At 73.7% G+C, this 26232-nt stretch carries 22 protein-coding genes and 2 tRNA genes; 3 read left to right on the forward strand and 21 right to left on the reverse strand.

All coding sequences use genetic code 11. The annotated features are described in order from the left end of the window. Positions 1–19 precede the first annotated feature (19 nt). The 5 genes from J7W19_RS10425 to J7W19_RS10440 all read right to left on the reverse strand — a co-directional run bounded on the left by J7W19_RS10425 (position 20) and on the right by J7W19_RS10440 (position 4470). Positions 20–1996 carry a S53 family peptidase gene (locus J7W19_RS10425; RefSeq protein WP_040889672.1) on the reverse strand — a complete coding sequence of 659 codons (1977 nt, stop codon included), beginning with the start codon at positions 1994–1996 and terminating at the stop codon, positions 20–22. Between the two features lie 245 nt (positions 1997–2241). Beyond that, positions 2242–2314: transfer RNA gene (locus J7W19_RS10430), tRNA-Ala, on the reverse strand. Between the two features lie 152 nt (positions 2315–2466). Then, the gene (locus J7W19_RS10435; RefSeq protein WP_004944425.1) at positions 2467–2700 is read right to left on the reverse strand and encodes a hypothetical protein; all 234 of its coding nucleotides are present in this window, start codon (positions 2698–2700) and stop codon (positions 2467–2469) included. A 4-nt stretch (positions 2701–2704) separates the two neighbouring features. Further along, the gene (locus J7W19_RS33800) at positions 2705–2917 is read right to left on the reverse strand and encodes a hypothetical protein (protein WP_078588013.1); all 213 of its coding nucleotides are present in this window, start codon (positions 2915–2917) and stop codon (positions 2705–2707) included. A gap of 68 nt (positions 2918–2985) precedes the next feature. Further along, positions 2986–4470 carry an MFS transporter gene (locus J7W19_RS10440; protein WP_233478087.1) on the reverse strand — a complete coding sequence of 495 codons (1485 nt, stop codon included), beginning with the start codon at positions 4468–4470 and terminating at the stop codon, positions 2986–2988. Between the two features lie 94 nt (positions 4471–4564). On the opposite strand from J7W19_RS10440, the gene J7W19_RS10445 reads away from it, so the two are divergent. Next, on the forward strand, positions 4565–5506 hold the full coding sequence (locus tag J7W19_RS10445; protein WP_004944431.1) for a helix-turn-helix transcriptional regulator: 942 nt from the start codon (positions 4565–4567) through the stop codon (positions 5504–5506). 109 nt (positions 5507–5615) lie between these two features. Here the strand turns inward: J7W19_RS10445 and J7W19_RS10450 are convergent. The 7 genes from J7W19_RS10450 to J7W19_RS10480 all read right to left on the reverse strand — a co-directional run bounded on the left by J7W19_RS10450 (position 5616) and on the right by J7W19_RS10480 (position 10029). Next, a tRNA-Ala gene (locus J7W19_RS10450) sits at positions 5616–5688 on the reverse strand. Between the two features lie 135 nt (positions 5689–5823). After that, positions 5824–6480: a histidine phosphatase family protein gene (locus tag J7W19_RS10455; protein ID WP_040889676.1), complete on the reverse strand. Its 657-nt coding sequence runs from the start codon at positions 6478–6480 to the stop codon at positions 5824–5826. Continuing rightward, positions 6477–6917, reverse strand: coding sequence for a ribosome silencing factor (gene rsfS, locus J7W19_RS10460; RefSeq protein ID WP_004944435.1), 441 nt, complete (start codon positions 6915–6917; stop codon positions 6477–6479). Before rsfS ends, J7W19_RS10455 begins: the two co-directional genes overlap by 4 nt. A gap of 126 nt (positions 6918–7043) precedes the next feature. Continuing rightward, positions 7044–8876 carry an LCP family glycopolymer transferase gene (locus J7W19_RS10465; RefSeq protein ID WP_004944438.1) on the reverse strand — a complete coding sequence of 611 codons (1833 nt, stop codon included), beginning with the start codon at positions 8874–8876 and terminating at the stop codon, positions 7044–7046. 40 nt (positions 8877–8916) lie between these two features. Beyond that, positions 8917–9528, reverse strand: coding sequence for a nicotinate-nucleotide adenylyltransferase (nadD, locus tag J7W19_RS10470; RefSeq protein ID WP_040889678.1), 612 nt, complete (start codon positions 9526–9528; stop codon positions 8917–8919). Between the two features lie 62 nt (positions 9529–9590). Then, a complete protein-coding gene (locus J7W19_RS10475) occupies positions 9591–9752 on the reverse strand; it encodes a hypothetical protein (protein ID WP_004944445.1) in 162 nt (53 codons plus the stop codon). A gap of 97 nt (positions 9753–9849) precedes the next feature. Next, entirely contained in the window at positions 9850–10029 is a 180-nt protein-coding gene (locus J7W19_RS10480) for a hypothetical protein (protein ID WP_004944448.1), read from the reverse strand. Between the two features lie 92 nt (positions 10030–10121). Here J7W19_RS10480 and J7W19_RS10485 point away from each other — a divergent pair, with 92 nt between their 5' ends. After that, on the forward strand, positions 10122–11261 hold the full coding sequence (locus J7W19_RS10485) for a M48 family metallopeptidase (protein WP_004944451.1): 1140 nt from the start codon (positions 10122–10124) through the stop codon (positions 11259–11261). A 66-nt stretch (positions 11262–11327) separates the two neighbouring features. Here J7W19_RS10485 and J7W19_RS10490 read toward each other — a convergent pair whose 3' ends face one another. The 5 genes from J7W19_RS10490 to proB form a co-directional block, all read right to left on the reverse strand. Further along, the gene (locus J7W19_RS10490) at positions 11328–12455 is read right to left on the reverse strand and encodes an SCO2583 family membrane protein (protein ID WP_004944456.1); all 1128 of its coding nucleotides are present in this window, start codon (positions 12453–12455) and stop codon (positions 11328–11330) included. 168 nt (positions 12456–12623) lie between these two features. Continuing rightward, complete coding sequence (locus J7W19_RS10495) at positions 12624–13289, reverse strand: SCO2584 family spore wall biosynthesis protein (RefSeq protein ID WP_004944459.1); 666 nt, start codon at positions 13287–13289, stop codon at positions 12624–12626. A 168-nt stretch (positions 13290–13457) separates the two neighbouring features. Further along, positions 13458–14753 (reverse strand): glutamate-5-semialdehyde dehydrogenase, encoded by a 1296-nt coding sequence (locus J7W19_RS10500; protein WP_004944461.1) that lies wholly within the window; start codon positions 14751–14753, stop codon positions 13458–13460. Positions 14754–14869: 116 nt separating this feature from the next. Then, on the reverse strand, positions 14870–15367 hold the full coding sequence (locus J7W19_RS10505; RefSeq protein ID WP_040889680.1) for a hypothetical protein: 498 nt from the start codon (positions 15365–15367) through the stop codon (positions 14870–14872). Positions 15368–15685: 318 nt separating this feature from the next. Continuing rightward, the gene (gene proB / locus J7W19_RS10510) at positions 15686–16822 is read right to left on the reverse strand and encodes a glutamate 5-kinase (RefSeq protein WP_004944466.1); all 1137 of its coding nucleotides are present in this window, start codon (positions 16820–16822) and stop codon (positions 15686–15688) included. A gap of 343 nt (positions 16823–17165) precedes the next feature. Between proB and J7W19_RS10515 the strand changes: the two genes are divergently transcribed. Next, a complete protein-coding gene (locus tag J7W19_RS10515) occupies positions 17166–19214 on the forward strand; it encodes a hypothetical protein (RefSeq protein ID WP_004944469.1) in 2049 nt (682 codons plus the stop codon). Between the two features lie 304 nt (positions 19215–19518). On the opposite strand, the gene obgE is transcribed toward J7W19_RS10515, so the two are convergent. From obgE to J7W19_RS10535, 4 genes are all read right to left on the reverse strand, one after another. Further along, positions 19519–20958, reverse strand: coding sequence for a GTPase ObgE (gene obgE, locus J7W19_RS10520; protein WP_004950925.1), 1440 nt, complete (start codon positions 20956–20958; stop codon positions 19519–19521). 128 nt (positions 20959–21086) lie between these two features. After that, positions 21087–21341, reverse strand: a complete 255-nt coding sequence (rpmA, locus tag J7W19_RS10525; protein WP_004950923.1) for a 50S ribosomal protein L27 — start codon at positions 21339–21341, stop codon at positions 21087–21089. Between the two features lie 14 nt (positions 21342–21355). Beyond that, positions 21356–21676 carry a 50S ribosomal protein L21 gene (gene rplU / locus J7W19_RS10530; RefSeq protein ID WP_004950921.1) on the reverse strand — a complete coding sequence of 107 codons (321 nt, stop codon included), beginning with the start codon at positions 21674–21676 and terminating at the stop codon, positions 21356–21358. A gap of 317 nt (positions 21677–21993) precedes the next feature. Then, positions 21994–26217, reverse strand: a complete 4224-nt coding sequence (locus J7W19_RS10535) for an Rne/Rng family ribonuclease (protein ID WP_004950918.1) — start codon at positions 26215–26217, stop codon at positions 21994–21996. Positions 26218–26232 lie beyond the last annotated feature (15 nt).

Raw genomic sequence — 26232 nt, forward strand, 5'->3', positions numbered from 1 at the left:
GACGGCGCCCGCCCTCCCCCTAGCGCCGGTGTCCGGGCACGTACGACGTGACGTAGTCACGTCCCGGCGAGCCGACGCCGGTCACGTCGTCGTAGCCGACGGTCGCCGAGAGCGAGCCGTCGTCGCCCAGGCTGCGCAGCGACACCGTGGTGCCGCCCTTGGCGTCTACGCCGTTGTTGAAGTCGACGCGGACGTTGCCGATGCCCTGGCCCTTGCCGAGCGGGTGGTCGGTGACGTCGTGGTACGCCGCGGTGCCGTAGCGGTCGTAGATGCCGGGGTTGGCGAAGCCGATCGGCACGCCGTGCCGGGCCTGCTGGGCCAGCGCCTGCACACCGGCGATCACCGGGGCGGCCAGCGAGGTGCCGCCGATGCGGTACTCGCCGTACTTCACGGACTTGTCGGGGAAGGTCTGCGTCTGGCCGACCAGGAAGCCGGTGGTGGAGTCGGCGACCGCCGCGATGTCCGGTCCGACGCGCATCGGCTTGGCCGCGCCGTCGGCCTTGGCGAGCGCGTCGGGGACCACACCGCGCTGGTAGTACGGCTGCTCGAAGATCTTGCTGGTGCCGCCGCCGGCCCCGCCGGTGAACTCGCCGGGGAAGCCGCTCCAGGTGAGCCCGTCCTTCGACAGCGGCGCCTTGTGGGTGCCCCAGCCGGTCTCCCACAGGTAGCGGTCGCCCTTGCCGACGGCCAGCGAGGTGCCGCCGACCGAGGTCACCCACGGCGAGTTGGCCGGGGTGTCGACCGTCTTCTCACCGTGCTTGTGGCTGTTGTCGCCGTCGTCGCCGGACGAGAAGTAGAAGCCGATGCCCTCCACGGCGCCCTGCTGGAAGACGTGGTCGTAGGCGGTGGCGACGTCCGGGGTCTCATGGGTCTCGATGTCGCTCCAGGAGTTGGAGACGATGTCGGCCAGCCGGTTGTCGACGATCTTGTGCAGCGAGTCGATGAGGTCGTCGTCCTGGCAGGAGGCCCCGGCCACGTAGACGATGTCCGACTCGGGGGCCACCGCGTGCACGGCCTCGATGTCGAGGGTCTCCTCGCCGTACCAGCCGGCCGCGTCGCACTCCTCGGGCGAGCCGTGCTTCCAGTCGGCGGGCAGCACCTGCGAGAACTGGCCCTTGCGGTACGCCTTGTCGCCGTTGCGCTTCGCGTACTGCTCGATGTCCTTGGCGATCGTCGGCGAGGCGTACGCGTCGGTGATCGCGACCGTGACGCCCTTGCCGGTGAAGTTCTTGGCGCCGTACGCGGCCCGCAGCTGCTTGCCGGTGTAGCCCTTGATCGCGTACGGGGCGTGGCCGCCGTAGGCCGACGGCAGGCTCTTGTTCACGTTCGAGCCGTAGTACGTCGAGAAGGGGCCGGAGTTGACGAACGCGGAGCTCGGTCCGGGCAGGGTCTCGTCCCGGTGGGCGCGCCGCGGGGCGTCGTTGAGGCCGACGACGGTGAGGACCGCGCCGTGCAGGGAGGCGGGGACGGTGGCGGTCGAGGACGGCGCGTGGTACGTCCGGCCGTCCTTGACGTAGTCGTGCAGCCGGGTGCCGAACGCCTTCTGGACCGCCGCGGCGTCACCCGTCACGGTGACGTAGTGCTCGTTGGTGCCGGTCACCTTGAGGCCCGCGGACTTCAGCCATCCGGTGACCTCGGCTATCTGCCCCTTGGTCGGGCCGAAACGATCCTTCACCTGGCGGGCCGTCAGGTACTTGCCGTAGGAGGCGGACCGGGGGTCGGAGACCGCCCGGGCGTAGGCGGCAAGCCCCTTGGCGTCCCGGCCGGCGAGGTAGACGCGGGCGGTGACGGCCTTCTTCGCCGAGGTGGTGCCGCGGTCGGCGGCGGCCGTGGCCCACTCGGGCTTGGTACCGGCCAGCGACTGCCGGGCGGGCGGTCCGCTGTCGGCGCCGGCGGTGGGCGCGCCGAGCGCCAGCACTCCGGTCACCAAGGGCAGCGCGGCGGCCAGGGCCAGGCCCGCGCGGGCTCCGGAGTGGCGAGAACGGCGAGATCTCATAAAACCCCCTGCGATGCGATGAGTCGCGTGCGGTCATGTGTGACGGCCGCGTCGGAAGCGGCACGCACACGGCACGTCACTCTTTCGACGAACGGTTCATGCAGGGGACATGTGTTCGCCAACAAGCGGGCAAGGAAGGGTCATGAACATGCAAGAAGCGTGCGCGCGCCGGAAGAGGGCCACGGAAAGGGGATCACGCACAACGAAAAGCGGGCCGCCCTTTCGGACGACCCGCTCATCTCCTGTGGAGCTAAGGAGAATTGAACTCCTGACCTCCTGCATGCCATGCAGGCGCTCTACCAACTGAGCTATAGCCCCTTGTTCTCTTGTCCGCCGCCCGGGCTTTCCCGCCGTTTCCGGCCGGTTCCCCCTGGCGACATCGACTACATTACACGGACCCCCCTGCCATCTGCCAAATCGGTGGTTCCCCTGACCGGTTTCGCCCGATTTGCCCGAGGACTCGGGGGCCCTCAGGCGGTCGCGAACGAATAGAACCGTTTCAAGGCACAGTGTTCGTCGAGCAGCCGCCCGTAGATCGGCTCCCCCTCGAGCTCACGGTAGGTCTCGATGGGGTCGCCTTTTATGATCAGCGCCCGTGCGCACTCGACGCACCAGTACTGGTAGTCGGCGTTGATCGGTTCCATGTCGCGAACGATGGGCGTCCCGCTGCCGCACCAGTCGCATTTCCGGCTGTGTGCACCCATTCACTCAGCTCCAGCTGTGGCCGCAGGCCGTGCAGACGTACGAAACACCGCCGTTGTCGCCGAGCACCTGGGCCACCTGAGCGGATCCACAAGCCGGGCATTGGAGGGCGGTCACTCCGGGGGATCCGGGCATCCCGGTCCCCGGCGATCCGGAGGCTCCGGGAACTGCGGGCACTCCGGGAAGGGCGTCGGTCGTCGCGAACACGCTCCCCGGCATGTCAGCTTCCCTCCCCTTCACCCCGTCCGCGCCCGGCCGTCCGATTCTGCCACGGGACGGGCGCCAGGTCAGCGCCGCCGACGCGGCAGGACGGTCCCCACCGCGGCCACCGCCGTCCCCGCCAGCGCGAGCGAGGTGACCCACACCCCGTGCGCCGAGGAGACCGCCGTCCCGCCGCCGGCCTCGGCGAGGTAGCCGGCGCCGTAGACGGCCACCCCGGTGAGCAGGCCGAGCTGGCTGGTGGTGGTGAGCAGCCCGCTGGCGTCGGCGGCGTGCTCCGGCCGCACCCCGGCCAGCGTACGGCCCAGCGTCGGGCTGAAGGCCAGGCCGAGCCCGCCACCGCCGCCGAGCAGCACCGCGTACAGCCACAGGCCGCCGTCGCCGCCGTCGCGCAGGACCAGCCCGGTGCCCGCGAAGGAGACCGCCGCCAGCAGCAGTCCGGCCGTGGGCAGGGCAGCGTGCCAACGCTCGGGGAGCCTGCGCCAGTTGAGGCCGACGGCGCCGAAGGCCACCGCCGTGGGCAGGAAGGTCAGCCCGGTGCGCAGCGGCCCGAAGCCGAGCCCGCTCTGCAGGTGCAGGGAGAGCGACAGGAGGACGCCGGCGTTCATCGCCATGGTCAGCCCGAGCCGCGCCACCGCCCGCGGCACACCCGGCGCCCGCAGCACCACCGGGGCGATCAGCGGCGCCCCGCCGCGGCGGGCCAGCCGCGCCTCGTACCCGGCGAAGGCCGCCGCGAGCACGGCGCAGAGCGCGAACGACAGCCAGGTCCACAGCGGCCAGCCCTGCTCCTCGCCCAGCACCATCGGCACCGTGAAGCACATGACGGCCGCCGCGAGGAGCACCAGGCCCGGCAGGTCGAGCCCCCGCGCGCGCTCCCCGGCGCGCGGCTCGTCGCGGGGCATCAACCGGACGCCCAGCAGGAGGAGCAGCAGCCCGATCGGCACGTTGACCAGGAAGACCGGCCGCCAGCTCCAGCCGAACAGGTCCGCGTCGACCAGCAGACCGCCGACGATCATCCCGATCGCCGCGCCGGAGGCGATCACCGCCGAGAACAGGCCCAGCGCCCGGGCCCGCGCGGGGCCGTCGTACGTGCGCTGGATCAGGCTCAGCACCTGCGGCAGCATCACGGCCGCGCCGGCGCCCTGGACGAACCGGAAGGCGATCAGCACCCCGGTGCCGTCGGCCAGTCCGCAGAGCAGCGAGGCCAGGGTGAACAGGGCCAGTCCGGCGAGGAAGACCCGCCGGTGGCCGTGGCGGGCGCCGAGCCTGGCGCCGGTGATCAGCAGCACCGCGTAGCTGATCGTGTAGCCGGCGACGACCAGTTGCAGCCCGGAACCGGAGGCGTGCAGCTCCGTCCGGATGGTCGCGGTGGCGACGTTGACGACGAACGAGTCGAGGATCGCCATGAACTGGCCGAGCAGCACGATCAGCAGCAGCCAGCCGGGCCGGCCGGGTCCGCGGGCGCCGTTGTCAGTGGGGTCCGCTTCACTAAAACCGGGCACTTCACCGGGGCCCGCGGCGGACGTCGTTCGGGGGGACGGGATCGTGGACATGCCCTACAGGCTGTGTTCGGACGAGTACGGGTGGCGAGAGCCCGCCGCCACTATTACCAGCAGCACCTGGCGGCATTCCGGCGCCGCGATGACCATGGGGGACGTGACGACGATGGCGACGCTGAACGGACGCAGGCGAACGGAGCTGGCCGCCTTCCTGCGCGGTCGGCGGGCCCGGGTGAGACCGACCGACGTGGGCATCCCCGAGGGCCTGCGCCGGCGCACCCCCGGCCTCCGGCGCGAGGAGGTGGCGCAGCTCTCCGGGGTCGGCATCACCTGGTACACCTGGCTGGAACAGGGCCGCCCCATCAACGCCAGCGTGCAGGTGCTGGACGCCATCGCCCGGACGCTGCGCCTGGACGAGACCGAGCGCGAGCACCTCTACCAGCTGGCCGAAGTCCCGTACACGCCGCGGCGGGTGGCCGACGCGGACGCGGTCGGCCCGGCGGTGCAGGCGGTCGTCGACGCCCTCGACCCGAACCCGGCCGTCGTCTACAACGCCCGCTACGACGTCCTGGCCACCAACGCGTCCTACCGCGCCCTGTTCCCGCTGGTGTACCTGACGGCGGACTGGAAGGCCAACGCCCTCTGGCAGCTCTTCACCCGGCCCGAGTGCTGCAGCCCGTTCGTCGACCGGGAGGAGGAACTGCCGCTGCTGGTGGCCACGTTGCGCGGGGCGTACGGGCGGCACGTCGGCGAGCCGGCGTGGGAGGAGTTCCTGCGCCTGCTCACCACGGCCAGCGAGGAGTTCCGCCGGCTCTGGGAGGCCGGGGACGTCGTCCCGCCGGGCCGCCGCACCAAGGTCATGCGGCACGCCTCGGTGGGCGAGCTCCGACTGGTCTCCACCTCGCTCGCGCTGGCGGAGACACCCGAGACGCGCGTGGTGGTCTACACCCCGGACGACGCGGAGACCGCCCGCCTCCTGGCCGCGCTGGCCGCCCTGGAGGATCCGCTGGTCGGCTGCCCCGAGCACGGGATGCGGCTGTCGGAGATACGGTCCCGGCTGGCGGAGAAGGAACCACGGCCGGTGCGGTGACCGCGGCGCCGGTACGAGCCGTCGCGGCGCGGTGGCCTGCACCGCTCCCAGTACCGCCCAAAACGAAGATCCCGCCCGGTCTTGCCGACCGGACGGGATCCCTTTCCTGTGGAGCTAAGGAGAATTGAACTCCTGACCTCCTGCATGCCATGCAGGCGCTCTACCAACTGAGCTATAGCCCCGCTGTTCTCGGCTCCCCCGGAGGTTTCCCCCCGCGTTCCCCGCGAACAAGAAGAACTTTAGCCTGCCACCTGCCCGAATGGGAAATCGGGCTCGGTGGCGGGCCCGCACCCCGGAACAAGAGGTTCCGCGGGGGCTCAGTCGTCGTCGCCGAGGACCGGCTCCGGCAGGGTGCCCGCGTTGTGCTCCAGCAGCCGCCAGCCGCGCGCGCCCTCGCCCAGGACGGACCAGCAGCAGTTGCTGAGGCCGCCCAGCGCCTCCCAGGAGAGCGGGTCCAGCCCGAGCAGCCGCCCGATGGTGGTGCGGATGGTGCCGCCGTGGCTGACGACGACGAGCGTGCCGCCGTCCGGCAGTCGGTCGGCGTGCGCCAGGACGACGGGGGCCGCCCGCTCGGCGACCTCGGTCTCCAGCTCGCCGCCGCCCCGCCGCACGGGCTCCCCGCGCTTCCAGGCCGCGTACTGCTCGCCGAACCGCTCGCTGATCTCCTCGTGCGTGAGGCCCTGCCAGGCACCGGCGTACGTCTCGCGCAGCCCGGCGTCGTGGGTGATCTCCAGGCCGGTGAGCGCCGCCAGCTCGGCGGCGGTGCCGGCGGCGCGCCGGAGGTCGGAGGCGACGACGGCGTCCGGCTTCATCGCCGCCAGCAGCCGGGCCGCCCGGCGCGCCTGGGCGACGCCGGTCTCCGTCAGCTCGATGTCCGTGGTGCCCTGGAAGCGGCGCTCCACGTTCCAGGCCGTCTGGCCGTGCCGCCACAGGACGATGCGGCGGCCGCGGCCGCCTCCCCTGCTGCCGTTCAGCTCAGCTCACCGTCCAGCCCGTCGGCGGCCTCCTGAGCGCGGGCGTGCTCCGCGGCCTTGCCGCGAGTGGCCACCGCGTCGGCGGGCAGCTCCATCTCGGGGCAGTCCTTCCACAGCCGCTCCAGGGCGTAGAAGACGCGCTCCTCGCTGTGCTGGACGTGCACGACGATGTCCACGTAGTCCAGGAGCACCCAGCGCGCGTCCCGGTCGCCCTCGCGCCGGACCGGCTTGGCGCCCAGCTCCTTGAGCAGCCGCTCCTCGATCTCGTCGACGATCGACTTGACCTGGCGGTCGTTGGGGGCCGAGGCCAGCAGGAAGGCGTCGGTGATCGACAGCACGTCGCTGACGTCGTACGCGACGATGTCGTGCGCGAGCTTGTCGGCGGCAGCCTGGGCGGCGGCCTGGATGAGCTTCTCGGAGCGGTCCGTGGCGGTCACTGGCCATGCTTTCGGTAGAGAGCGGGTACGCCCTCAAGGGTCTCACGACCCGCCGCGGCCCCTCCCGGGCTTTTCCGCTGTCCCTCGACGCCCCCGGATGCCCCCGCTCCCGGCGCCGGGGGCCGGTCAGCCCTTGTAGTTCCGGCCGAGCACCACGGTCACGTCCGCGTTGGCCGCGACGTCCGACGCCTGCCCCTTGCGCACCGCGCCGGCCGGCAGGCCCAGCGTCTTGGCGACCTCCTTGGCGTCCGCCGCCCGCTTGTCGTCCGCGTAGTACACGGCGGAGGAGGCCGCCGCGGCGGCCGTGCCCGCGTCGAGGTAGGTGTAGCCGCCGTTGACGAGGGCGACCCGGGCCGCGCCCGCGCCGGCCGTGCCGCCTGTGGCGTTCTTCACGCTGACCCGGGGCGTACCGCCGGCGCCCGCGCTCCCCACGGCGCCGCCGAGCACCTCCTTGACCACACCGTCCGCCTCCTCACCGCCGAGAGTGCCGTCCGGTCGCACGGGCAGCACGGTGGTGCGGTACGCGCCCGCCTTGGCCCGGGCCGCGAGCTGGGCCAGGGAGGCGCCGAGCTGCGGGACGGAGAGCGACGGGTCGGGGATCTGCGCCAGCGCCTCGACCGTGGTGGTCGCGGCCTTGGGGTCGGTGGACATCTTCTTCAGGACGGCCTGCATCACCTGCCCGAACCGGTTGAGCTGCCGGTCGGGGGCCTCGCCCGGCGCCCGGTGGGTGGCGTAGGCGACGGCCGCCTGGCCGTTGAGGCTCTGCCCGCCGCCGCGGCGCACCAGCGGGTCGTCGCCCGGCTTGGCCCCGGGGACGTCGGTGTCCGCGTCCACCGTCACACCGCCGACGAGCTGGACGAGGTTCTCCAGGTACGGGGTGTCCAGCCGCCAGCTGCCCTTGATCCGCGAGCCGAGCAGGGTGTTGAGGGCGTCGCGGGTGCCCCCGGTGCCCGCCTCCTGCACGGACTTGCCGAGGGTCGTGGACCCGCCGCCCTCCTTGGCGATGGCGAGCGCGTTGGGCAGCAGGACGGCGGTGGCCTTCTTCGTCGTCGCGTTGTCGACGAGCAGGGCCGTCGAACTGCCGCCGCCCCTGGTCTGCCGGAGGTGGACGACGATGACGTCGCGCTTCTGTCCGGCGCCCGCCGAGGCGCCGCCGCCCTTGTCGTCGCCGCCCGACAGGAAGAGGTAGCCGAGCACTCCGCCCAGGACCAGCACGAACGCCACGGCGAGCGCGACGTAGCGGTTGCGGCCCCGGCGCTTGCGCTCGTCCCGGCGCTCGGTGCGGCTCTCGCTGAACTTCAGCCAGTCGATGACGTCCTCGGCGTCCTCGTCCGGCGCCTCGACGAAGGAGAACTGCTCGGTGCGGTAGGCCGGGGCCGCCGGGTCGCCGTCGGGCGCCTGCCGCGGCTCGGGGACGGCACCGGCCGGAGCCGCGCCCTCCGCGCCAGGGGCGTCCGCACCGCCGGGGGCGTCCGCGCGGCCGGCCCGGTCCGCCTGCCGGGGGATCCACTCCTGCGGACGCTCGTCGTCCACGGCGGGGGCCTGAGCCTGCTCCTGCTGTACCCGAACGTGCCCTTGGGGCTGCGTGTACCCCTGCTGCTGGAACGCGGGGTACTCCTGCGCCTGCCGGTACCCGCCGTGCCCGCCGCCGACGCCCTGCCCACCGGCATCCTGCCCGCCGGCGCCCTGGCCTCCGATGCCCTGGCCCCCGACGGCGTACGGGTCGTAGCCGCCGTACCCCTGCCCGTACCCCTGACCGTAGTCCTGGCCGCTCCCCTGCTGCCGTACCGAGGCGTCGAAGCCGGCGAGCGGCCTGCCGTAGGCGTCGTACGCCATCCGCGGATCGTCCGGGCGGTGGACCGGGCCGCCGTAGGCGTCGTAGCCGTACACCTGCGGCTGCTGTCCGTACGGATCCCCGGCGTGGGGGTCGTGCGCGTACGGGTCCTGGCGGTCGTTCAACGGTGCCCCTCGGTGGCGCTGGAGCCGGTTCGGCCGGATGTCAGCCGTCGTGACGGTACAGCTTGCGCTTGGCGATATAGCGCACGACACCGTCCGGCACCAGGTACCAGACGGGCTCGCCCTCGGCCACGCGCGCGCGGCAGTCGGACGAGGAGATCGCGAGGGCCGGGACCTCGACGAACGAGACCCGGTCGTCCGGCAGCCCGGGGTTGGCCAGTATGTGCCCGGGGCGGGTGACGCCGATGAAGTGGGCGAGGGAGAACAACTCGTCCGTGTTGTGCCAGGTGAGGATCTGCGCGAGCGCGTCCGCGCCGGTGATGAAGAACAGGTCCGCGTCGTCGTTGAGCGCGCGCAGGTCCCGGAGCGTGTCGACGGTGTAGGTCGGTCCCCCGCGGTCGATGTCGATCCTGCTGACCGAGAACTGCGGGTTGGACGCCGTGGCGATGACCGTCATCAGGTAGCGGTCCTCGGCCGGGGACACCGCCTTGTGGCTCTTCTGCCAGGGGTGGCCGGTCGGGACGAACACCACCTCGTCCAGGTGGAACTGCGAGGCGACCTCACTCGCGGCGACCAGGTGGCCGTGGTGGACGGGATCGAACGTCCCGCCCATGACGCCGAGCCGCCGCTTCGCGGGCTCTGTCTGCTCTTCCATGCGTGCAGACCCTACTGGGCACGGTGGGACGCCGGCCCTGCGGGGAGGTGCGCCCCGGCCGGTCAGCGGTCCCGGTTGAAGCGGGTGGTCACGTACAGCAGGAGCAGCAGGATGAGGAGCGCGGAGCCGCCGGTGACGTAGGGGCTCAGGCTCTCGTGGGTGTCGGTGTGCTCGCTCTCGGACGCGAGCGTGACCAGGGCCGAGTGGGCTGAGGTGAGGGACATGGTCGGCAGGACCTCTCGAGGCGATCGTTGGGAGACTTCCGCCACATCGTATGCGGAGGCGGTCGCCGCGCTCACGCCGACTCCGCCCGCCGGGCCGTCAGCCCTTCTTGCGGTACCCGCGGAGCAGCAGCCAGGCGGTGAGCGGCACGCCGATCAGGGCGACGATGACGACCGTGCGCAGCACCGGCCCCGGCCCCTGGTCGTGGGCGGAGACGGCCAGCGCCCCGGTGAAGGCCGGGGACGCCGCGAGGTGGGTGAAACCCTGGAGAGCGGACATGCCTCCACGGTAGCCCTGTCAGTGGCAGCGCCTAGGGTGGGGTCCGTCAGCCGGGGGACGGGCCACGATCGAGCCCAGTTGAGGGGGTCGCCATGAGTGACAGCAACGCCGCGGACGGCACCGGTCGCGCGGAGGGGGACGGGGAGGGACGCGTTCCGGGCCACGACCGGAGGCGCTTTCCGGACATCTCCTCCCGGGCGTACGAGCACCCCGCGGACCGCTCCGCCCTGGTGGCACTGCGCAAGCTGAGCGGTTTCGACACCGTGTTCAAGGCCCTGAGCGGCCTGCTGCCGGAGCGCAGCCTGCGGCTGCTGTTCCTGTCCGACTCGGTGCGGGTGAGCGAGCGGCAGTTCCCGCACCTGCACACGATGCTCCTGGACGCCTGCTCCATCCTGGACCTGCCCAAGGTCCCGCCGATGTACGTCACCCAGGACCCGCAGCCCAACGCCATGTGCGTCGGCCTCGACGAGCCGGTCATCGTGGTGACGACGGGCCTGGTCGAGCTGCTGGACGAGGAGGAGATGCGGGCGGTCGTGGGCCACGAGGTGGGCCACGCCCTGTCGGGCCACTCGGTCTACCGGACGATACTGCTGTTCCTGACCAACTTCGCGGTGAAGATCGCCTGGATCCCGCTGGGCGGGATAGCGGTCACGGCGATCGTGACGGCGCTGCGCGAGTGGTTCCGCAAGTCGGAGCTGTCGGCGGACCGGGCCGGGCTGCTGGTGGGGCAGGACCTTCAGGCGTCGCTGCGCGGCCTGATGAAGCTGGCGGGCGGCAACCACCTGCACGAGATGAACGTGGACGCCTTCCTCGCCCAGGCCGCCGAGTACGAGGCGGGCGGCGACCTGCGGGACTCCGTCCTGAAGATCATGAACGTGCTGCCGCGCAGCCACCCGTTCGCCACCGTGCGGGCGGCCGAGCTCAAGCGCTGGGCGGAGAGCCGGGACTTCCAGCGCCTCTTGGACGGCCACTACCCGCGGCGCGCGGAGGACAAGGACGCCTCCGTGACGGACTCCTTCCGCGAGTCCGCCAGTCACTACGCGGAGTCCGTGCGGTCGAGCAAGGACCCCCTGATGGGGCTGGTCCGGGACATCGCGGGCGGGGCCAACGACCTGGGCAGCCGGCTCCGGGACACGTTCACCGGGCGGTCCGGGGGTGGTCCGAGGGACGCGGCGCGGGGCCCGGAGGACGGTCCGCGGGACGAGCCTCGCGACGGGGAGGGCAAGGGCTGACGGGAGCGCCCTCGTCGGCCCGCGGCCCCGGCACGGGAAGGAAGCAGGCCCGGTCAGGCGGCCGGGTCAGCGTCCCGGCGGGGACGGCCCGCCGGCCGGGGCCAGGGGCCCCGGCGCCAGCACGCCGCACAGGCCGACGGACGGACGGCCCGTCGCATAGGGGTCGGTCAGGGGCTGCCGGCTGTTGTCCGCGGTGCCGCCGGCCAGGACGGGCCGCAGGTACGCCGCGTCGTCCGCGCCGCAGGACTCCGGCCCCGCCTCGACCGTGCTCTGCAGCACCTGCACATGGTGGTCCTGGAGATCGTCGCGATCGAAGCGGAAGCGGACGATCCGGCGCACGGTGAACAGCGAGGCGTCCGCGGCCTGCCCGGCCCCCGCCGCCGTCCCCGCCTTCACCGGTCCCGTCCCCGCCGGACGGACGGCGTAGACGAAGGTGTGGTCGGCGGAGACCTCCAGCGCGGCCGGGGAGACCTCGGTGAGCGAGAAGGCGCCCTCGACCCGGACGGGGGCGTCGTCCACGGCCACCTGGGCGGGGTCGAAGCGGACCACCCAGCCGGTGATCGCGTGCTGTCCGTCGGCCGCGGGCCGCTCGAAGCTGCGGTCGTACTGCTCCACCTGCGACGGGGCGAGCAGCACGCGTACGGCCCGTCCGTCGCCGCCGCCGAGCACCTCCCGGTCCAGCGCGGACCTGACCGTGTACTCCTTGGCGGTGGCGAGGGCGGCCATCACCAGCCCCTCGGAGAAGTTCTGGGTGCGCCGCGCGTCCGGCAGCGCCACGCCCTCCGCGCCCTCCGCGAACCGCCGGGCCGGGCTGTCGGCGAAGAGCCGCGCCGCGGGCCCGCCGGGCACCGTCCCGCGCGGGGCGAGCGGTATCACGGTGGTCTGGAGCGGCTCGGCGGACGGCGGCGGGGGGTCCTTGTAGGGGTGGCGCAGCCCCATGTAGACGGCCGTGCCGAAGGCCAGCGCGATCAGCAGGACGAGGAGCATCAGCTGACGGGAGGCGCCGAGCCGGGCCCAGACGTGCCGGGTGCGCACGGCGGGGGCGTGGTCGCCGAGCCGCTCCCGGGCCGAGGACTCCTGGAGGCGGGCAGCCCGGACGAACGATTCGTCGAAGACGACCGACCGGTACTCTTCGTCACCACCTCCCGGGGCACCCTCGGGCGTCCCCTCAGGCGGGTCTCCAGGCCCTTCCATACCTCAAGGGTAGGTCGCGGGGCCCCTCCGTAAACGCGCTGGTACACGACAACTTGCCGGGACGGCCCGGGGAATGGCCGCGCGGGACCGCGGGTTCCGGGCCGGTGACGTCACCGCAGGTCACCCCTGGGGCGATCACAGAGGGTGACGAACCGGAGCGGAGGGCGGTCATCCGCGCCCGGCAGCGGGTGCCGGGGCCGCCGCCGGCGCGGCGGCGGCCGAGGAAGAAGAGGATGAAGCCGCCGAGGCGACCGGAGCCCTCGGGTCCGCCGCGCTGTCCGGCCGGCCGGCGTGCGGCAGGGCGTCCTGCCGCTGCGGAGGCGCGTCCACCCCGGTGGTGGCGGGCGGCGGCGCGGGATCGCGGCGGTCCCCGGAGGACGCCCCGCGGTAGACCGCCGCGAACGCCAGGGCCACCGCGCCGATGCCCAGCAGCACGCAGAGCAGCCACGCCACCGGCCGGTACCAGCGCGGACGGCCCCGGTACGGCCGTCGGCGGGCGCCGTAGCGGCCGTAGGGCCCGTAGGCGTCGTCCGGATCCAGGTCGTGGGTGAGCGTCCGCCAGGCGCCCGGTCCGCCCGTACGGCGGCGGGTCCGCCCGTCGGAACGCCGCTCGTACGCGTCGTAGCCCTCGTACCCGTCGTCCTCGCCCGGTCCGCCGCCCGACCGGGCCCGGGCGGCGAGCACGCGCTCGGCCGCGCTGGGCTCGTGCACCACGGCGGCCCGCACGAACTCCTCGTCGAAGACCACCGCGGCGAACTCGTCCTCGCCTCCGCGGCGGTGGCTGTCGGGCTCCTCGCCGTCCGGGAACGGCTTGCCCCCCACGTCGTCCGGCACGCCCCCAGCGTAGACCCGAAACGGTCAATCCGCGCGGGCGGTACGGGAATTAGGGCCGCCGGGAGCCCCCGGGGAGCCGCCCGGAGGCCATCAGGGGGCATCGGGGGAGGGGCCGGGAAGCCGCCCGCGATCGCGCGGCGGCACCCGCGTACCGCTCCCCGTCGCAGGTCAGCCCCGAATGTGCCCGTCGCCCGTGACGATGTACTTGGTCGAGGTGAGCTCCGGCAGCCCCATCGGTCCGCGCGCGTGCAGCTTCTGGGTGGAGATCCCGATCTCGGCGCCGAAGCCGAACTGGCCGCCGTCGGTGAACCGCGTCGACGCGTTCACCGCGACCGTCGTGGAGTCCACCAGCCGGGTGAACCGGCGAGCCGCCTGCTGCGAGGTGGTGACGATCGCCTCGGTGTGTCCGGAGGACCACCGGCGGATGTGCCGCACGGCGTCGTCCAGCGAGTCCACCACCGCGGCCGCGATGTCGTAGGAGAGGTACTCGGTCGCCCAGTCCTCCTCCGTGGCGGGCACCACGGTCGCCTTCGTCCCGCCGGCCAGCGCCCGCACCCGCTCGTCGGCGTGCACCGTCACCCCGGCCTCCGCCAGGGCGTCCAGCGCGGCCGGCAGCAGGCGCTCGGCGATGTCCCGGTGGACGAGGAGCGTCTCGGCGGCGTTGCAGACGCTGACGCGGTGCGCCTTGGAGTTGACGAGCACCCGGACCGCCGTGTCGAGGTCGGCGTCGGCGTCCACGTACACGTGGCAGTTGCCGGTGCCCGTCTCGATCACCGGGACCGTGGACTCCTCGACGACGGTCCTGATCAGCGAGGCGCCGCCGCGCGGGATCAGCACGTCGACCAGGCCGCGGGCGCGCATCAGCTCCTTCACGGACTCCCGGCTCTCCCCCGGCACCAGCTGCACGGCGTCCGCGGGCAGCCCCGCGCCCGCCACCGCGTCGCGCACGACCGCCACCAGGGCGGTGTTCGACGCGTACGCCGAGGAGGAGCCGCGCAGCAGGACCGCGTTGCCGGACTTCAGGCAGAGCGCGGCGGCGTCCACCGTCACGTTCGGCCGGGCCTCGTAGACGATCCCGACGACGCCGAGCGGCACCCGGACCTGCCGCAGATCGATGCCGTTGGGCAGGGTGGAGCCGCGCACCACCTCGCCGACCGGGTCGGGCAGCCCGGCCACGCTGCGCACGTCCGCGGCGATGGCCAGGACCCGCTCCGGGGTGAGCGTCAGCCGGTCGACGACGCCCTCGGCGGTGCCGGCGGCACGCGCCCGGGCGACGTCCTCGGCGTTGGCGGCGACGATGTCGGCGGTACGGGCCTCCAGGGCGTCCGCGACGGCGAGCAGCGCCGCGTCCTTGGCCGCGCGTGGCAGCGGCGCGAGCTCGGCGGCGGCGGTACGGGCACGGACCGCGGCGCGGAGCACGGGGGACTCGGGGAGGGGGCCGGCGGAGAGGGTGTCGCTGCTCATGGGGACGCAGCTTAGTTGCGGCCCGGCCGGCGTGCGTCGGCCGTTCACACCTCGGACGGACGGGACGCCGTGGCCGCTCTCGGACGGACGGGACGCCGTGGCCCCGCCCGCCGCCGTCAGAACGGATGCACCCCCACCGGCGCGGCCGGCAGCGGGCCGCAGCCCTCCGCCACCCGCTGGTGGTACGTCTCGCGGTCGATGACCTCCAGCCCCACGATCTCCCACGGCGGCAGCCGGGCCGTCGAACGGTGCTCGCCCCAGAGCCGCAGGGCGACGGCCGCCGCGTCGTGCAGGTCGCGGGCCTCCTCCCAGTACCGGATCTCGGCGTGGTCGTTGGCGTAGCGGCTGGTCAGGAGGAAGGGGTGGTCGTGCGCGAGCTGCTCCAGCGCCCGCCGCACCTCGCCGAGCGGCGCCTCCGCCCCCGAGACGCTGAGGGTGACGTGCCACAGCCGGGACCCGCCGGACCCGGATCCGTCCGGGCGGTCCGTGCCGGAGTCCTCTCCCCTGCCGTGCGCCCCGACGCTGGTCAGGACGGGCTCCTCCCCCGCGGCGCGCGGAATGCGGGAGACCGATCCCCCACCTCGGGGCGGGGCCCCTGGGCGCCCTCGTCTCACCGGCGGCCTCCCTGTTCTGGCCGGCCCCGTGCGCGTCTGCGGCGGAGCCGTGTCGTGCTGGTTCTCCCGCGTTCTCCCGTGGACCGGATCCCCGCCCGGGGCGCCGCCCGCCCGCGGCGGCCCCGGCCGGAACGGCCCCGGCCCTTAAAAGTTGACCAGCCCGGGGACGGCCGCGGGGTGGTTTTCCGGAAAGGCCGGAGGAAAGGCTGGACTTACCTCGGGACGGCCCTCGGCACCCGCCCGAATGCCGTACCTTTCCCCGCCGGGTCCCCACCCGAGCCGTCGGCGCCGTCGGGACGACGCCGGCCTCAGGCGGGCTCAGGGGTGGAGAACGACCAGATCGTCCCGGTGCACGACCTCGCGCTCGTACTCGGGCCCGAGCTCCCGGGCCAGGTCCCGGGTGGAGCGGCCGAGCAGCCGCGGGATCTCCCCCGCGTCGTAGGTCACCAGCCCGCGGGCCACCGCGCGGCCCGCGCCGTCCCGCAGCTCGACCGGGTCGCCCGCGCTGAACTCGCCCTCGACGGCCGCGATGCCCGCCGGCAGCAGCGAACCGGTGCCCTGGACCACCGCGCGCACCGCGCCGTCGTCCAGGGTGAGCGCGCCGCGCGGGGTGGAGGCGTGCGCCAGCCACAGCAGACGGTCGGCGGAGCGGCGGCCGGTGCGGTGGAAGAGGGTGCCGGTGGGGCGGCCGAGGAGGGCGTCGGCGGCGCGGCTGGCGGAGGTGAGGACGACCGGGATGCCCGCGGCGGCGGCGATCCGGGCGGCCTCGACCTTGGTCACCATGCCGCCGGTGCCGACACCGGCCTTGCCGGCGCTGCCGATGGAGACGCCTTCCAGGTCGGCGGGTCCCGTGACCTCGGCGATCCGCGAGGTGCCCGGGGTGCTGGGGTCGCCGTCGTAGAGGCCGTCCACGTCGGAGAGGAGGACGAGCAGGTCGGCGCGGACGAGGTGGGCGACGAGGGCGGCGAGCCGGTCGTTGTCGCCGAACCGGATCTCGTCCGTGGCCACCGTGTCGTTCTCGTTGACGACCGGGACCGCGCCCATGGCCAGCAGCTGGTCCAGGGTGCGCCGGGCGTTCCGGTAGTGCGCGCGGCGGCTGGTGTCGTCGGTGGTCAGCAGCACCTGCCCGACCCGGCGGCCGTAGCGGGCGAAGGACGCGGTGTAGCGGGCGACCAGGAGCCCCTGGCCGACGCTGGCGGCGGCCTGCTGGCGGGCGAGGTCCTTCGGCCGCCGGTCGAGGCCGAGCGGCGCGAGACCGGCGGCGATGGCGCCGGACGAGACGAGGACGATCTCCTTCGCGGCCGCGGAATCGTCCAGCACCCGGGCCAGGACGTCGACGAGCGCGTCAACCCGGTCGGCGTCCAGTCCCCCGCCCGCGGTGGTGAGAGAGGACGAGCCCACCTTGACCACGATCCTGCGGGCGCCGGTGACCTCCGGCCGGATCCCTCCGTCCACTCCGGTCACCGTTTCCTCCGACGTCCCTGCCCGCACCGTGCTCCGCACCTCTGCTCTCGCCCGCCGACGCCGTGCCGGCGCGGCCCGTCTCCCACTGGGAGCGGCCAATCTACCGTCTGGCGATTGTGGTCGTTCGACCCTATTTTGTGACGGTTGCCGTGACCGAAGATTGCTCCTGGCCCAGCGGCCGTCATACGGTCGGTTGCGGCCGTTGTCCCGACCGTTGTCCCATGACGTGTCCGACCCGGTCCATCCCGATCCTTCAGTTCTCCTGCCAGGAGCCCGCCCAGTGCCTGCCGGAACAGTCCCCCGCCGAGCCGTACAGGCCGCGGCGCTACTCACGATGCTGGTGTCGTTCGTACTCCAGCTCGTGGGCGCGCTGCTGCCCAACGTGCCGCTCTTGATCGCCACCTCGGCGGCGGGCCTCGCGCTCGATCTCTATCTGCAGCACCGCGACCCCGGTCTGCTCGCCCTGCTCGGCAAGGTCCGGTTCGACGTCATGGTGCGGCAGCTGCTGCGCGACATGGTGATCATGCTGGGGCTGCTGCGGCTGCACGACGACGGCTCGCTGCGCGACTACGCGCCGGTCTTCGTCGGCGTCGTCCTCTTCTACGCGGCCCACCTCGGCTGCCAGGCCGTCGCGATCCTGGTCCGCCGCTCGCGCACCCTGCCGTTCGTGACGCGCAACATCGACGCGTCCGGTCTGCACCTGACCGCCGCCCCGCCGCGCATCCTGGCCCGCCAGCACGGCCGCCGCCTGGTCCGCTTCGCCGTCCCGGCGACGCTCGGCCTGCTGGTCACCGTGGGCACCGGCAAGGCCGCCGGTGCCATGGCCGGCGTCGGCCTGGCCCTGGTCCTGGCCGCCGGCGGGCTGCTGTACCTGGCGAGCTGGCTGCGTCCGGCCAAGCGGATCGCCACCGACGAGCAGGCCATAGAGTGGCTCGACCGCTGGCTGGCCGAGTACCGGCCGACCGTCGGCATGTACTTCTCCGGCGGCACCAGCTCCGCCTACCAGGCGAACATGTGGCTCTCCACGCTCGCCCAGCTCGACGGCAAGCCGATCATCGTGCTGCGCGAGCGCTTCATGGTGAAGAAGATCGACGCGACCGACATCCCGATCGTCTGCATCCCCAAGGTCCACCACCTGATGGCCCTGGAGCAGTCGACCCTGAAGGTGCTGCTGCACCCGTCGAACTCCGGCAAGACCTCGCAGGTCCTGCGGATGCCGTCGATCAAGCACGCGTTCATCAACCACGGCGAGAGCGACAAGCTCTCCAGCTGCAACCCGTACTCCAAGGCGTACGACGAGATCTGGGTCGCCGGCCCGGCCGCGCGCGAGCGCTACCAGCTCGCCGACATCGGCGTCGACGACCGGGACGTCGTCGAGGTCGGCCGCCCGCAGCTCGCCCCGATCCAGCCGTACGCGGGCGCCCCGACGCGCCCGTTCACCACCGTGCTGTACGCCCCCACCTGGGAGGGCTGGGACGGCAACCCGGGCAACACCTCGGTCATGCTGGCCGGCGAGAACATCGTCCGCGAGCTGCTCGCCGACCCCGCCGTCCGGCTGCTCTACAAGCCGCACCCGATGACCGGCTCCGTCGACCCCCGCGCGGGCGAGGCGAACCGCCGCATCAAGGACATGATCCGCGAGGCCAACGAGCGGCGTCAGGGCCCGCGCCCCGGCCCGGAGGCCGCCGCCGAGCTGGAGCGGCTCACCGCCGAACTCCAGGCGCTCACCACCAGCACCTTCCGCCCCAGCGTGGACGAGGCCGAGCGGATGCTCGTCCAGACCGCCCCCGAGCCGGGCCGGTCCGCGGCGGTCGAGGCCGCCACGGCCGCCTGGGAGGCGGCGTACTGGGCCTCGCTGCCCGAGTGGGAGCACCAGATCGTCACCGGCCCGCGGCCGGCGCTGTACAGCTGCTTCAACCAGGCCGACGTGCTGATCAGCGACGTCTCCAGCGTCGTCTCCGACTACCTGATCAGCGAGAAGCCGTACGCGGTGGCCAACACCAGCGGCATGAGCGAGGAGGAGTTCCTCGCGAACTTCCCGACCGTCACCGCGGCCACCATCCTGACGCCCGACGCGTCCGGGGTCCGCGCGCTGCTCGCCGCGGTCCGCGACCCGCGCCTGGACCGCCTCGCCGAGGCCCGCGCCCAGCTCAAGGTCCAGCTCCTGGGCCCGTCCGACCCGCCGTCCCTGGTCCGCTTCAACCAGGCGGCCCTGGACCTGGCCCGCGCGGCGGACGAGCGCGCCGCGCGGGTCGCCGCTCGGGCGGCGGCGTCGGAGATCCCGGGCCAGCGGGAGGCGGCAGGCGCCGCTCTGCCGGACGACGGCGCGGCCCCCGCCGCTCCGGGTGGGGGCGACTGGTTCAGTCCCGCACAGGGGCGCTGACGCGGTTTCCGCGCGAAGCGCGGAGGGCGGGTTCGGGGTTTGTGCCCCGGGCCCGCCCTTTCGCCGTTTCTGCGGGGAGTGCCCCGCGCCCCCGAAACCACGCTCCGCGCGGTTGTCCTCAAACTCCCCCAGAGGGGGCACCCCCAACGGGCTGAATTCAGCCCGTTGGGGGTGCCCCCTCTGGGGGAGTTTGAGGACGAGCGGCGAAGCCGCGACAGCGGGGTCTGGGGCGGCAGCCCCAGGAAACGGCGAAGGGGCGGGACCGGGGCACCACACCCCAGTCCCGCCCCCGCGCAGGGCGCCCCTACGCGAACGGGTCGAACCCCCGATACTCCTGCTCCGCCTCGTCCCGCTCGGCCTGCCGGTCCCGCCGCCGCTGCGCCGCCGGCCGCGGCGCCTCCATCCGGTGGTCCTCGCCACGCCGACCGAGCATCTCCGCACCGGCCGCCATCGTCGGCTCCCAGTCGAAGACGACCGCGTCGTCCTCGGAGCCGATGGCGACGCCGTCGCCCGCGCGGGCACCGGCCTTCATCAGCTCCTCCTCGACGCCGAGGCGGTTGAGGCGATCGGCCAGGTAGCCGACGGCCTCGTCGTTGTTGAAGTCGGTCTGCCGCACCCAGCGCTCCGGCTTCTCGCCGCGCACCCGGTAGATGCCGTCGTCCTCCAGCGTGACGGTGAAGCCCGCGTCGTCCACGGCCTTGGGCCGGATGACGATGCGCGTCGCCTCCTCCTTCGGCTTGGCGGCGCGCGCCTCGGCGACGATGCCGGCGAGCGCGAAGGACAGCTCCTTCAGGCCCTGCCGGGAGACGGCCGACACCTCGAAGACGCGCAGGCCGCGGGCCTCCAGGTCGGGGCGGATCATGTCGGCGAGGTCCTGGCCGTCGGGGATGTCGACCTTGTTGAGGACGACGATCCGCGGCCGGTTCTCCAGACCGCCGTACTCCTTGAGCTCCGCCTCGATGACGTCGAGGTCGCTCAGCGGGTCGCGCTCGGACTCCAGCGTCGCCGTGTCCAGCACATGCACAAGCACCGAGCAGCGCTCGACGTGCCGCAGGAACTCCAGGCCCAGCCCCTTGCCCTGGCTGGCGCCGGGGATGAGACCGGGGACGTCGGCGATGGTGTAGACGGTCGAGCCGGCCGTCACGACGCCGAGGTTGGGGACGAGCGTGGTGAACGGGTAGTCGGCGATCTTGGGCTTCGCGGCGGAGAGCACCGAGATCAGCGAGGACTTGCCGGCGCTCGGGTAGCCGACGAGGGCCACGTCGGCGACGGTCTTCAGCTCCAGGACGATGTCCTGCGCGTCACCGGGCTCGCCGAGCAGCGCGAAGCCGGGCGCCTTGCGGCGGGCCGAGGCGAGCGCCGCGTTGCCGAGGCCGCCGCGGCCGCCCTGGGCGGCGATGAAGGTGGTGCCCTGGCCGACGAGGTCCGCGAGCACGTTCCCGCGCTTGTCGAGCACGACGGTGCCGTCCGGCACCGCCAGGACCAGGTCCTGGCCGTCCTTGCCGGAGCGGTTGCCGCCCTCGCCGGGCTTGCCGTTGGTGGCCTTGCGGTGCGGGCTGTGGTGGTAGTCCAGCAGCGTGGTGACGGACTGGTCGACGACCAGGATCACGTCGCCGCCGCGACCGCCGTTGCCGCCGTCCGGGCCGCCGAGCGGCTTGAACTTCTCACGGTGCACGGAGGCGCAGCCATGGCCTCCGTTACCCGCGGCGACATGCAGCTCGACGCGGTCCACGAAGGTGGTCATAGCGGGGTGCCTCCGATACGTAGGTGGGGATTTGTCTGTTGTAACGCAGCGAGGGCGGACCCGCTTCCCCGCAGGGGAAGGGAGGTCCGCCCTCGCTGTATCGCTCTACGGAAACCGTGATCGGAAGATCAGGCGACCGGAACGATGTTGACGACCTTGCGGCCACGGTGCGTGCCGAACTGCACCGCACCGGCGTTCAGCGCGAACAGGGTGTCGTCGCCACCGCGACCGACACCGGCACCCGGGTGGAAGTGGGTGCCGCGCTGGCGGACCAGGATCTCACCGGCGCTGACGACCTGACCGCCGAAGCGCTTCACGCCGAGCCGCTGAGCGTTGGAGTCGCGACCGTTCCGGGTGGACGATGCGCCCTTCTTGTGTGCCATGTCTCCTCAGTCCCTTACTTCGCGGCCGTCGGGATGCCGGTGATCTTCAGCGCGGTGTACTGCTGGCGGTGACCAATCCGCTTGCGGTAACCGGTCTTGTTCTTGTACTTCAGGATGTCGATCTTGGCACCCTTGTGGTGGTCCACGATCTCGGCCTGAACCTTGATGCCCGCCAGGACCCACGGGTCGCTGGTGACGGACTCGCCGTCGACGACGAGCAGCGTCGAGAGCTCGACCTGGTCGCCCACCTTGCCGTCGGAAATCTTGTCAACCTCGACGATGTCGCCGACAGCAACCTTGTGCTGACGACCACCGCTACGCACGACTGCGTACACGCGGATCTCACTCTCGCTAGTAATCGGGACCTCTGATGCCAGCCGCTCAGACGGGCGGAGCCCGTGCTGTCCGAGTGGACGAGCGGCCTCTCCCGGCGGACCGGGAGGGATTTGCTCAGGGGTAGGCGTACAGACGCCGAATGGCAAGGTTACGGGCCCCCGGGCAAGGGGTCAAACCGGGCCCCACTCAGCCGGTTCGGCGCTTGAGGACAACCGCGCGGAGCGCGGTTTCGGGGGCGCGGGGGCAGAGCCCCTGCGAGAAACGGCGAAAGGGCGGGACAGGGGCAACCCCCATCCCGCCCTTCCAGGGCGAACCCTTACTCCTCCGAAGCCTCCGAGGCCGCGGCCTTCTTGGCCGGCGCCTTCTTCGCGGCGGTCTTCTTCGTGGCCGCCTTCTTCGTCGTAGCCGCCTTCTTCGCGGTAGTCGACTTGGCAGCAGTCTTCTTGGCCACAGCCTTCTTGGCAGTGGTCGTCTTCTTCGCGGCGGCCGCCTTCTTGGTGGTGGCCTTCTTGGCGGCCGTCTTACGGGCCGTCTTCTTGACCGGAGCCGCCTCGGGCTCCTCCACCACCGTCTCGTCGGCCGCCTCCGGCGTCTCCGGCGTCACCAGAGCCTCGGCGGTCTCGGCCACCGCGGACGGCTGGACGGCCTCCGGAGCGGTCTCGACCGCCGCGGGGGCGGTGACGACGACCACGGCCGCCTCCTCGGCACCCGCGGGCGGCCCCGCCGGAGCGGTGACCTTCCGGGTGGCACGACGGCGCGGACGGGCCGGAGCGGGCTCCGGCTCGACGACGGGCTCGACGACGGGCTCGACGACGGGCTCGGCGACCGGCTCCGCCACCGGCTCGGCGGCGACCTCAGCGACCGGCTCGGCAGCGGCCTCCGCCACCGGCTCCACGACCGGCTCGGCGACCGGCTCCACGACGACCTCCGCCTCGGCCCGCTCGGCCTCCGCGGCCCGCTCCGCACGCGCGGCCCGCTTCGGCGCTCCCGCCGGCGCGGACGCCTTGCGGGTCGCCCGGCGACGGCCACGGCCGCCTCGGGACGCCGCCGCGGCCTCCGCCTCGGCCGGGCTGGAGAACCACTCGTCCTCGCCGCCGCCGACCGACGGCACCAGCTCCGCCTCGGTCACCGGGGCCGGCTCCAGCTCGGGCGCGGAAGGCGCCTCAAGCGTCTCCTCGGCGGACTCGGCGGGCTCAATGGGCTCAGCGGACTCGGCGGTCTCCACCGACTCCACGGCCTCCGGAGCCCCAGCGCCCTTGCCGCCGCCCCGCTTCTTGCCGCGCTTGCCGCCGCCCCCGCCGCCGACCGACGTCGGCTGGTCCATGTGGACGATCACGCCACGGCCGTTGCAGTGGACACACGACTCGGAGAAGGACTCCAGCAGCCCCTGCCCGACCCGCTTGCGGGTCATCTGCACCAGGCCCAGCGAGGTCACCTCGGCGACCTGGTGCTTCGTCCGGTCCCGGCCCAGGCACTCCAGCAGGCGCCGCAGCACCAGGTCCCGGTTGGACTCCAGCACCATGTCGATGAAGTCGATCACGATGATGCCGCCGAGGTCGCGCAGCCGCAGCTGGCGCACGATCTCCTCGGCCGCCTCCAGGTTGTTCCTGGTGACCGTCTCCTCCAGGTTGCCGCCCTGGCCGGTGAACTTGCCGGTGTTGACGTCGACGACGACCATCGCCTCGGTCCGGTCGATGACGAGCGAACCGCCGCTCGGCAGCCACACCTTGCGGTCCAGCGCCTTCATCAGCTGCTCGTCGATCCGGTACGTGGCGAAGACGTCGACGTCCGACGTCCACTTCTGCAGCCGGTCCACCAGGTCGGGCGCGACGTGCGAGACGTACCCGTGGATGGTCTCCCAGGCGCCCTCGCCGCTGACGATGACCTTGGAGAAGTCCTCGTTGAAGATGTCGCGGACCACCCGGACGGTCATGTCCGGCTCGCCGTACAGCAGGCTCGGCGAGCTGGTGGAGATCATCTTGGACTTCTTCTGGATGTCCTCCCACTGCGCCTGCAGCCGCTCGACGTCCCGGCGCAGCTCGTCCTCGCTCGCGCCCTCGGCCGCGGTGCGCACGATGACGCCGGCGTCCTCGGGGACGATCTTCTTGAGGATCTGCTTCAGGCGCGCCCGCTCGGTGTCGGGCAGCTTCCGGCTGATGCCGGTCATCGAGCCCTCGGGCACGTACACCAGGTAGCGGCCGGGCAGCGAGACCTGGCTGGTCAGGCGGGCGCCCTTGTGGCCGATCGGGTCCTTGGTGACCTGGACGAGCACGGACTGGCCGGACTTCAGCGCGGACTCGATGCGGCGCGGGCCGTTGCCCATGCCGAGCGCGTCGAAGTTGACCTCGCCCGCGTAGAGCACGGCGTTGCGGCCCTTGCCGATGTCGACGAACGCGGCCTCCATCGACGGCAGCACGTTCTGGACCTTGCCCAGGTAGACGTTGCCGACGTAGCTGGTGGCCTGCTCCTTGTTGACGAAGTGCTCGACGAGGACGTTGTCCTCCAGCACGCCGATCTGCGTCCGATCGCCGTTCTGGCGGACGACCATGACGCGCTCGACGGCCTCGCGGCGCGCCAGGAACTCGGCCTCGGTGATGATCGGCACCCGGCGGCGGCCCTGCTCGCGGCCCTCGCGGCGGCGCTGCTTCTTGGCCTCCATACGGGTCGAGCCCTTGATGGACTGGACCTCGTCGAAGCCGGTGCCGCCCTCCTTGAGGCGGTCGCGCGGCTCACGGACCTTGACGACGGTGCGCTCCGGGTCGTCGGTGCCGTTCGCCTCCTCCATCGCCTCGCCGGACCGGCGGCGGCGACGGCGGCGACGCCGGCTGCCCGCGGTCGCGGAACCGCCGGGCTCGGCACCGGACTCCTCGGCCTCGGCGCCCTCGTCGTCGGCCTGCTCGGCCCCCTCGGCCTCCTCGGCCTCTTCCGGCTCCTCGCCCTCGGTCTCGACGTCCGCGGCCTCGCCGCGGCGACGGCGACGGCCGCCCCGGCGACGACGGCGCGAGGGACGCTCGCCCTGCTCCTCGTCCTCGGCAGCGCCCTCGGCGGCCTCGATCTCCTCGGCCTCCGTGGCCTCGGGCTCACCGGCGGTCACGACGGCCTGGGCGACCTCGGGGGCCTCGGCGGGCTCGCCCCGACGGCGCCGGCGGCGACGGCCGGACGTCGCGGGCTCCGCCTGCTCCGTCTCCTCCGCCGCGGGCTCCTCGACGGTCCGCTCCTCGGCCGCGTACGCGGCGGCGGCGGACTCCGGCGTCTGGAACATCGGCTCGGTGAAGACCGGGGCCTGGAACACGGCGGTCGGCGGACGCACCGCGCGGCGCCGCGTACGGCCCGGGGCGGCCTCCTCGACCGGCGCGGCGGCCTCGGCGGCGGCCTGCTGCTCGGTCTCGGCGCTCACGGCACGGCGGCGCGTACGGCGGGCCCGCGGCTCCTCCTCGGCGGCGGCCGACTCGACGGCGGGCGCCTCCGCGCCCTCGACGGCACCGGCCCGACGGCGGGAGCGGCGGGCCCGCGGCTCCTCGGCCACGGGCTCGGCGGCCTCGGCGACCGGCTCCGGCGCGGCCTCGGCGGCGGCGCTGCCGGCCGCACGGGTCACCCGGCGACGGGACCGCGCCGGACGCGCCGGCTCGACGGGCGCCTCGACGGCCTCCGCCGGCTCCTCGGCCTCGACTGCTTCTTCGGCCTCTTCCGGCTCTTCCAGCTCTTCCGACTCCTCGACCTCGTCCTCGACCGGGGCGGCGGGCGCGGCGACCGGACGGACCGCGCGGCGGCGCGCACGCGGCGGCGCGGCGGGCGCGGCCTCCTCAACGGACCCGACGGACTCGACGGCCTCGGCGGCGGGCGCGGCGGCCGGGTCGGCGATCACGCCGGCCTCGGCCGCGGCACGCGGCGGACCCGCCGGAGCGCCGGCCCGACGGACCGCGCGACGACGCGGACGCGCCGGGGCCTCCGCCTCGGCGGCGGGCGCGGGCGCTGCCTCGGGCTCGGCGGTCGGCTCGGCCGCCGTGGACGCCTCGCCCGTGCTCACGACGGGGCTGGTGGCCTTGCGGACGGCACGCCGGCGCGGACGCGCGGGAGCGGCGGGCGCCTCGGCGGCGGTCTCGGCGGGGGTACCCGCGTCGGCACTCGCTTCGGCGGCGGGCTGCTGGGCGGCGCCCTCGGCCGGGCCCCCGGACTTGCGGACGGCACGGCGGCGCGGGCGCGCCGGAGTGGCGGGCGCCTCGGTGGGAGCGGTGGTCTCGGCCGCCGCCTCGGCGGGCGGCGTGGAGGTGGCGCGGGCCGCGCGGCGGCGGGAGCGCGCCGGAGCGGCCGCCTCAGGGGCCTCGGGCGCGTCATGCGCCTCGGACGCCGGGGAGGCGTCGGCGGTGGCCCCGGTCACCGGCGGGCCGGCCGGGCGGGAGGCCACCCGGCGACGGCGGCGCGGCGGCAGCGTGTCGCTGGGGCTCCCGGTCGCGCCGGCGGCGGCCGGCGCGGGGGTGGTGTCGTTCCCGGGCGCGTCGTGCGCGTTCCCGGATTCCATGGGCTCAGTGGGTTCGAGCATGCGGGCGGTTCTCCC

The organism is Streptomyces mobaraensis NBRC 13819 = DSM 40847, from assembly GCF_017916255.1.
In the GTDB taxonomy this organism is placed as follows: Bacteria; Actinomycetota; Actinomycetes; order Streptomycetales; family Streptomycetaceae; genus Streptomyces; species Streptomyces mobaraensis.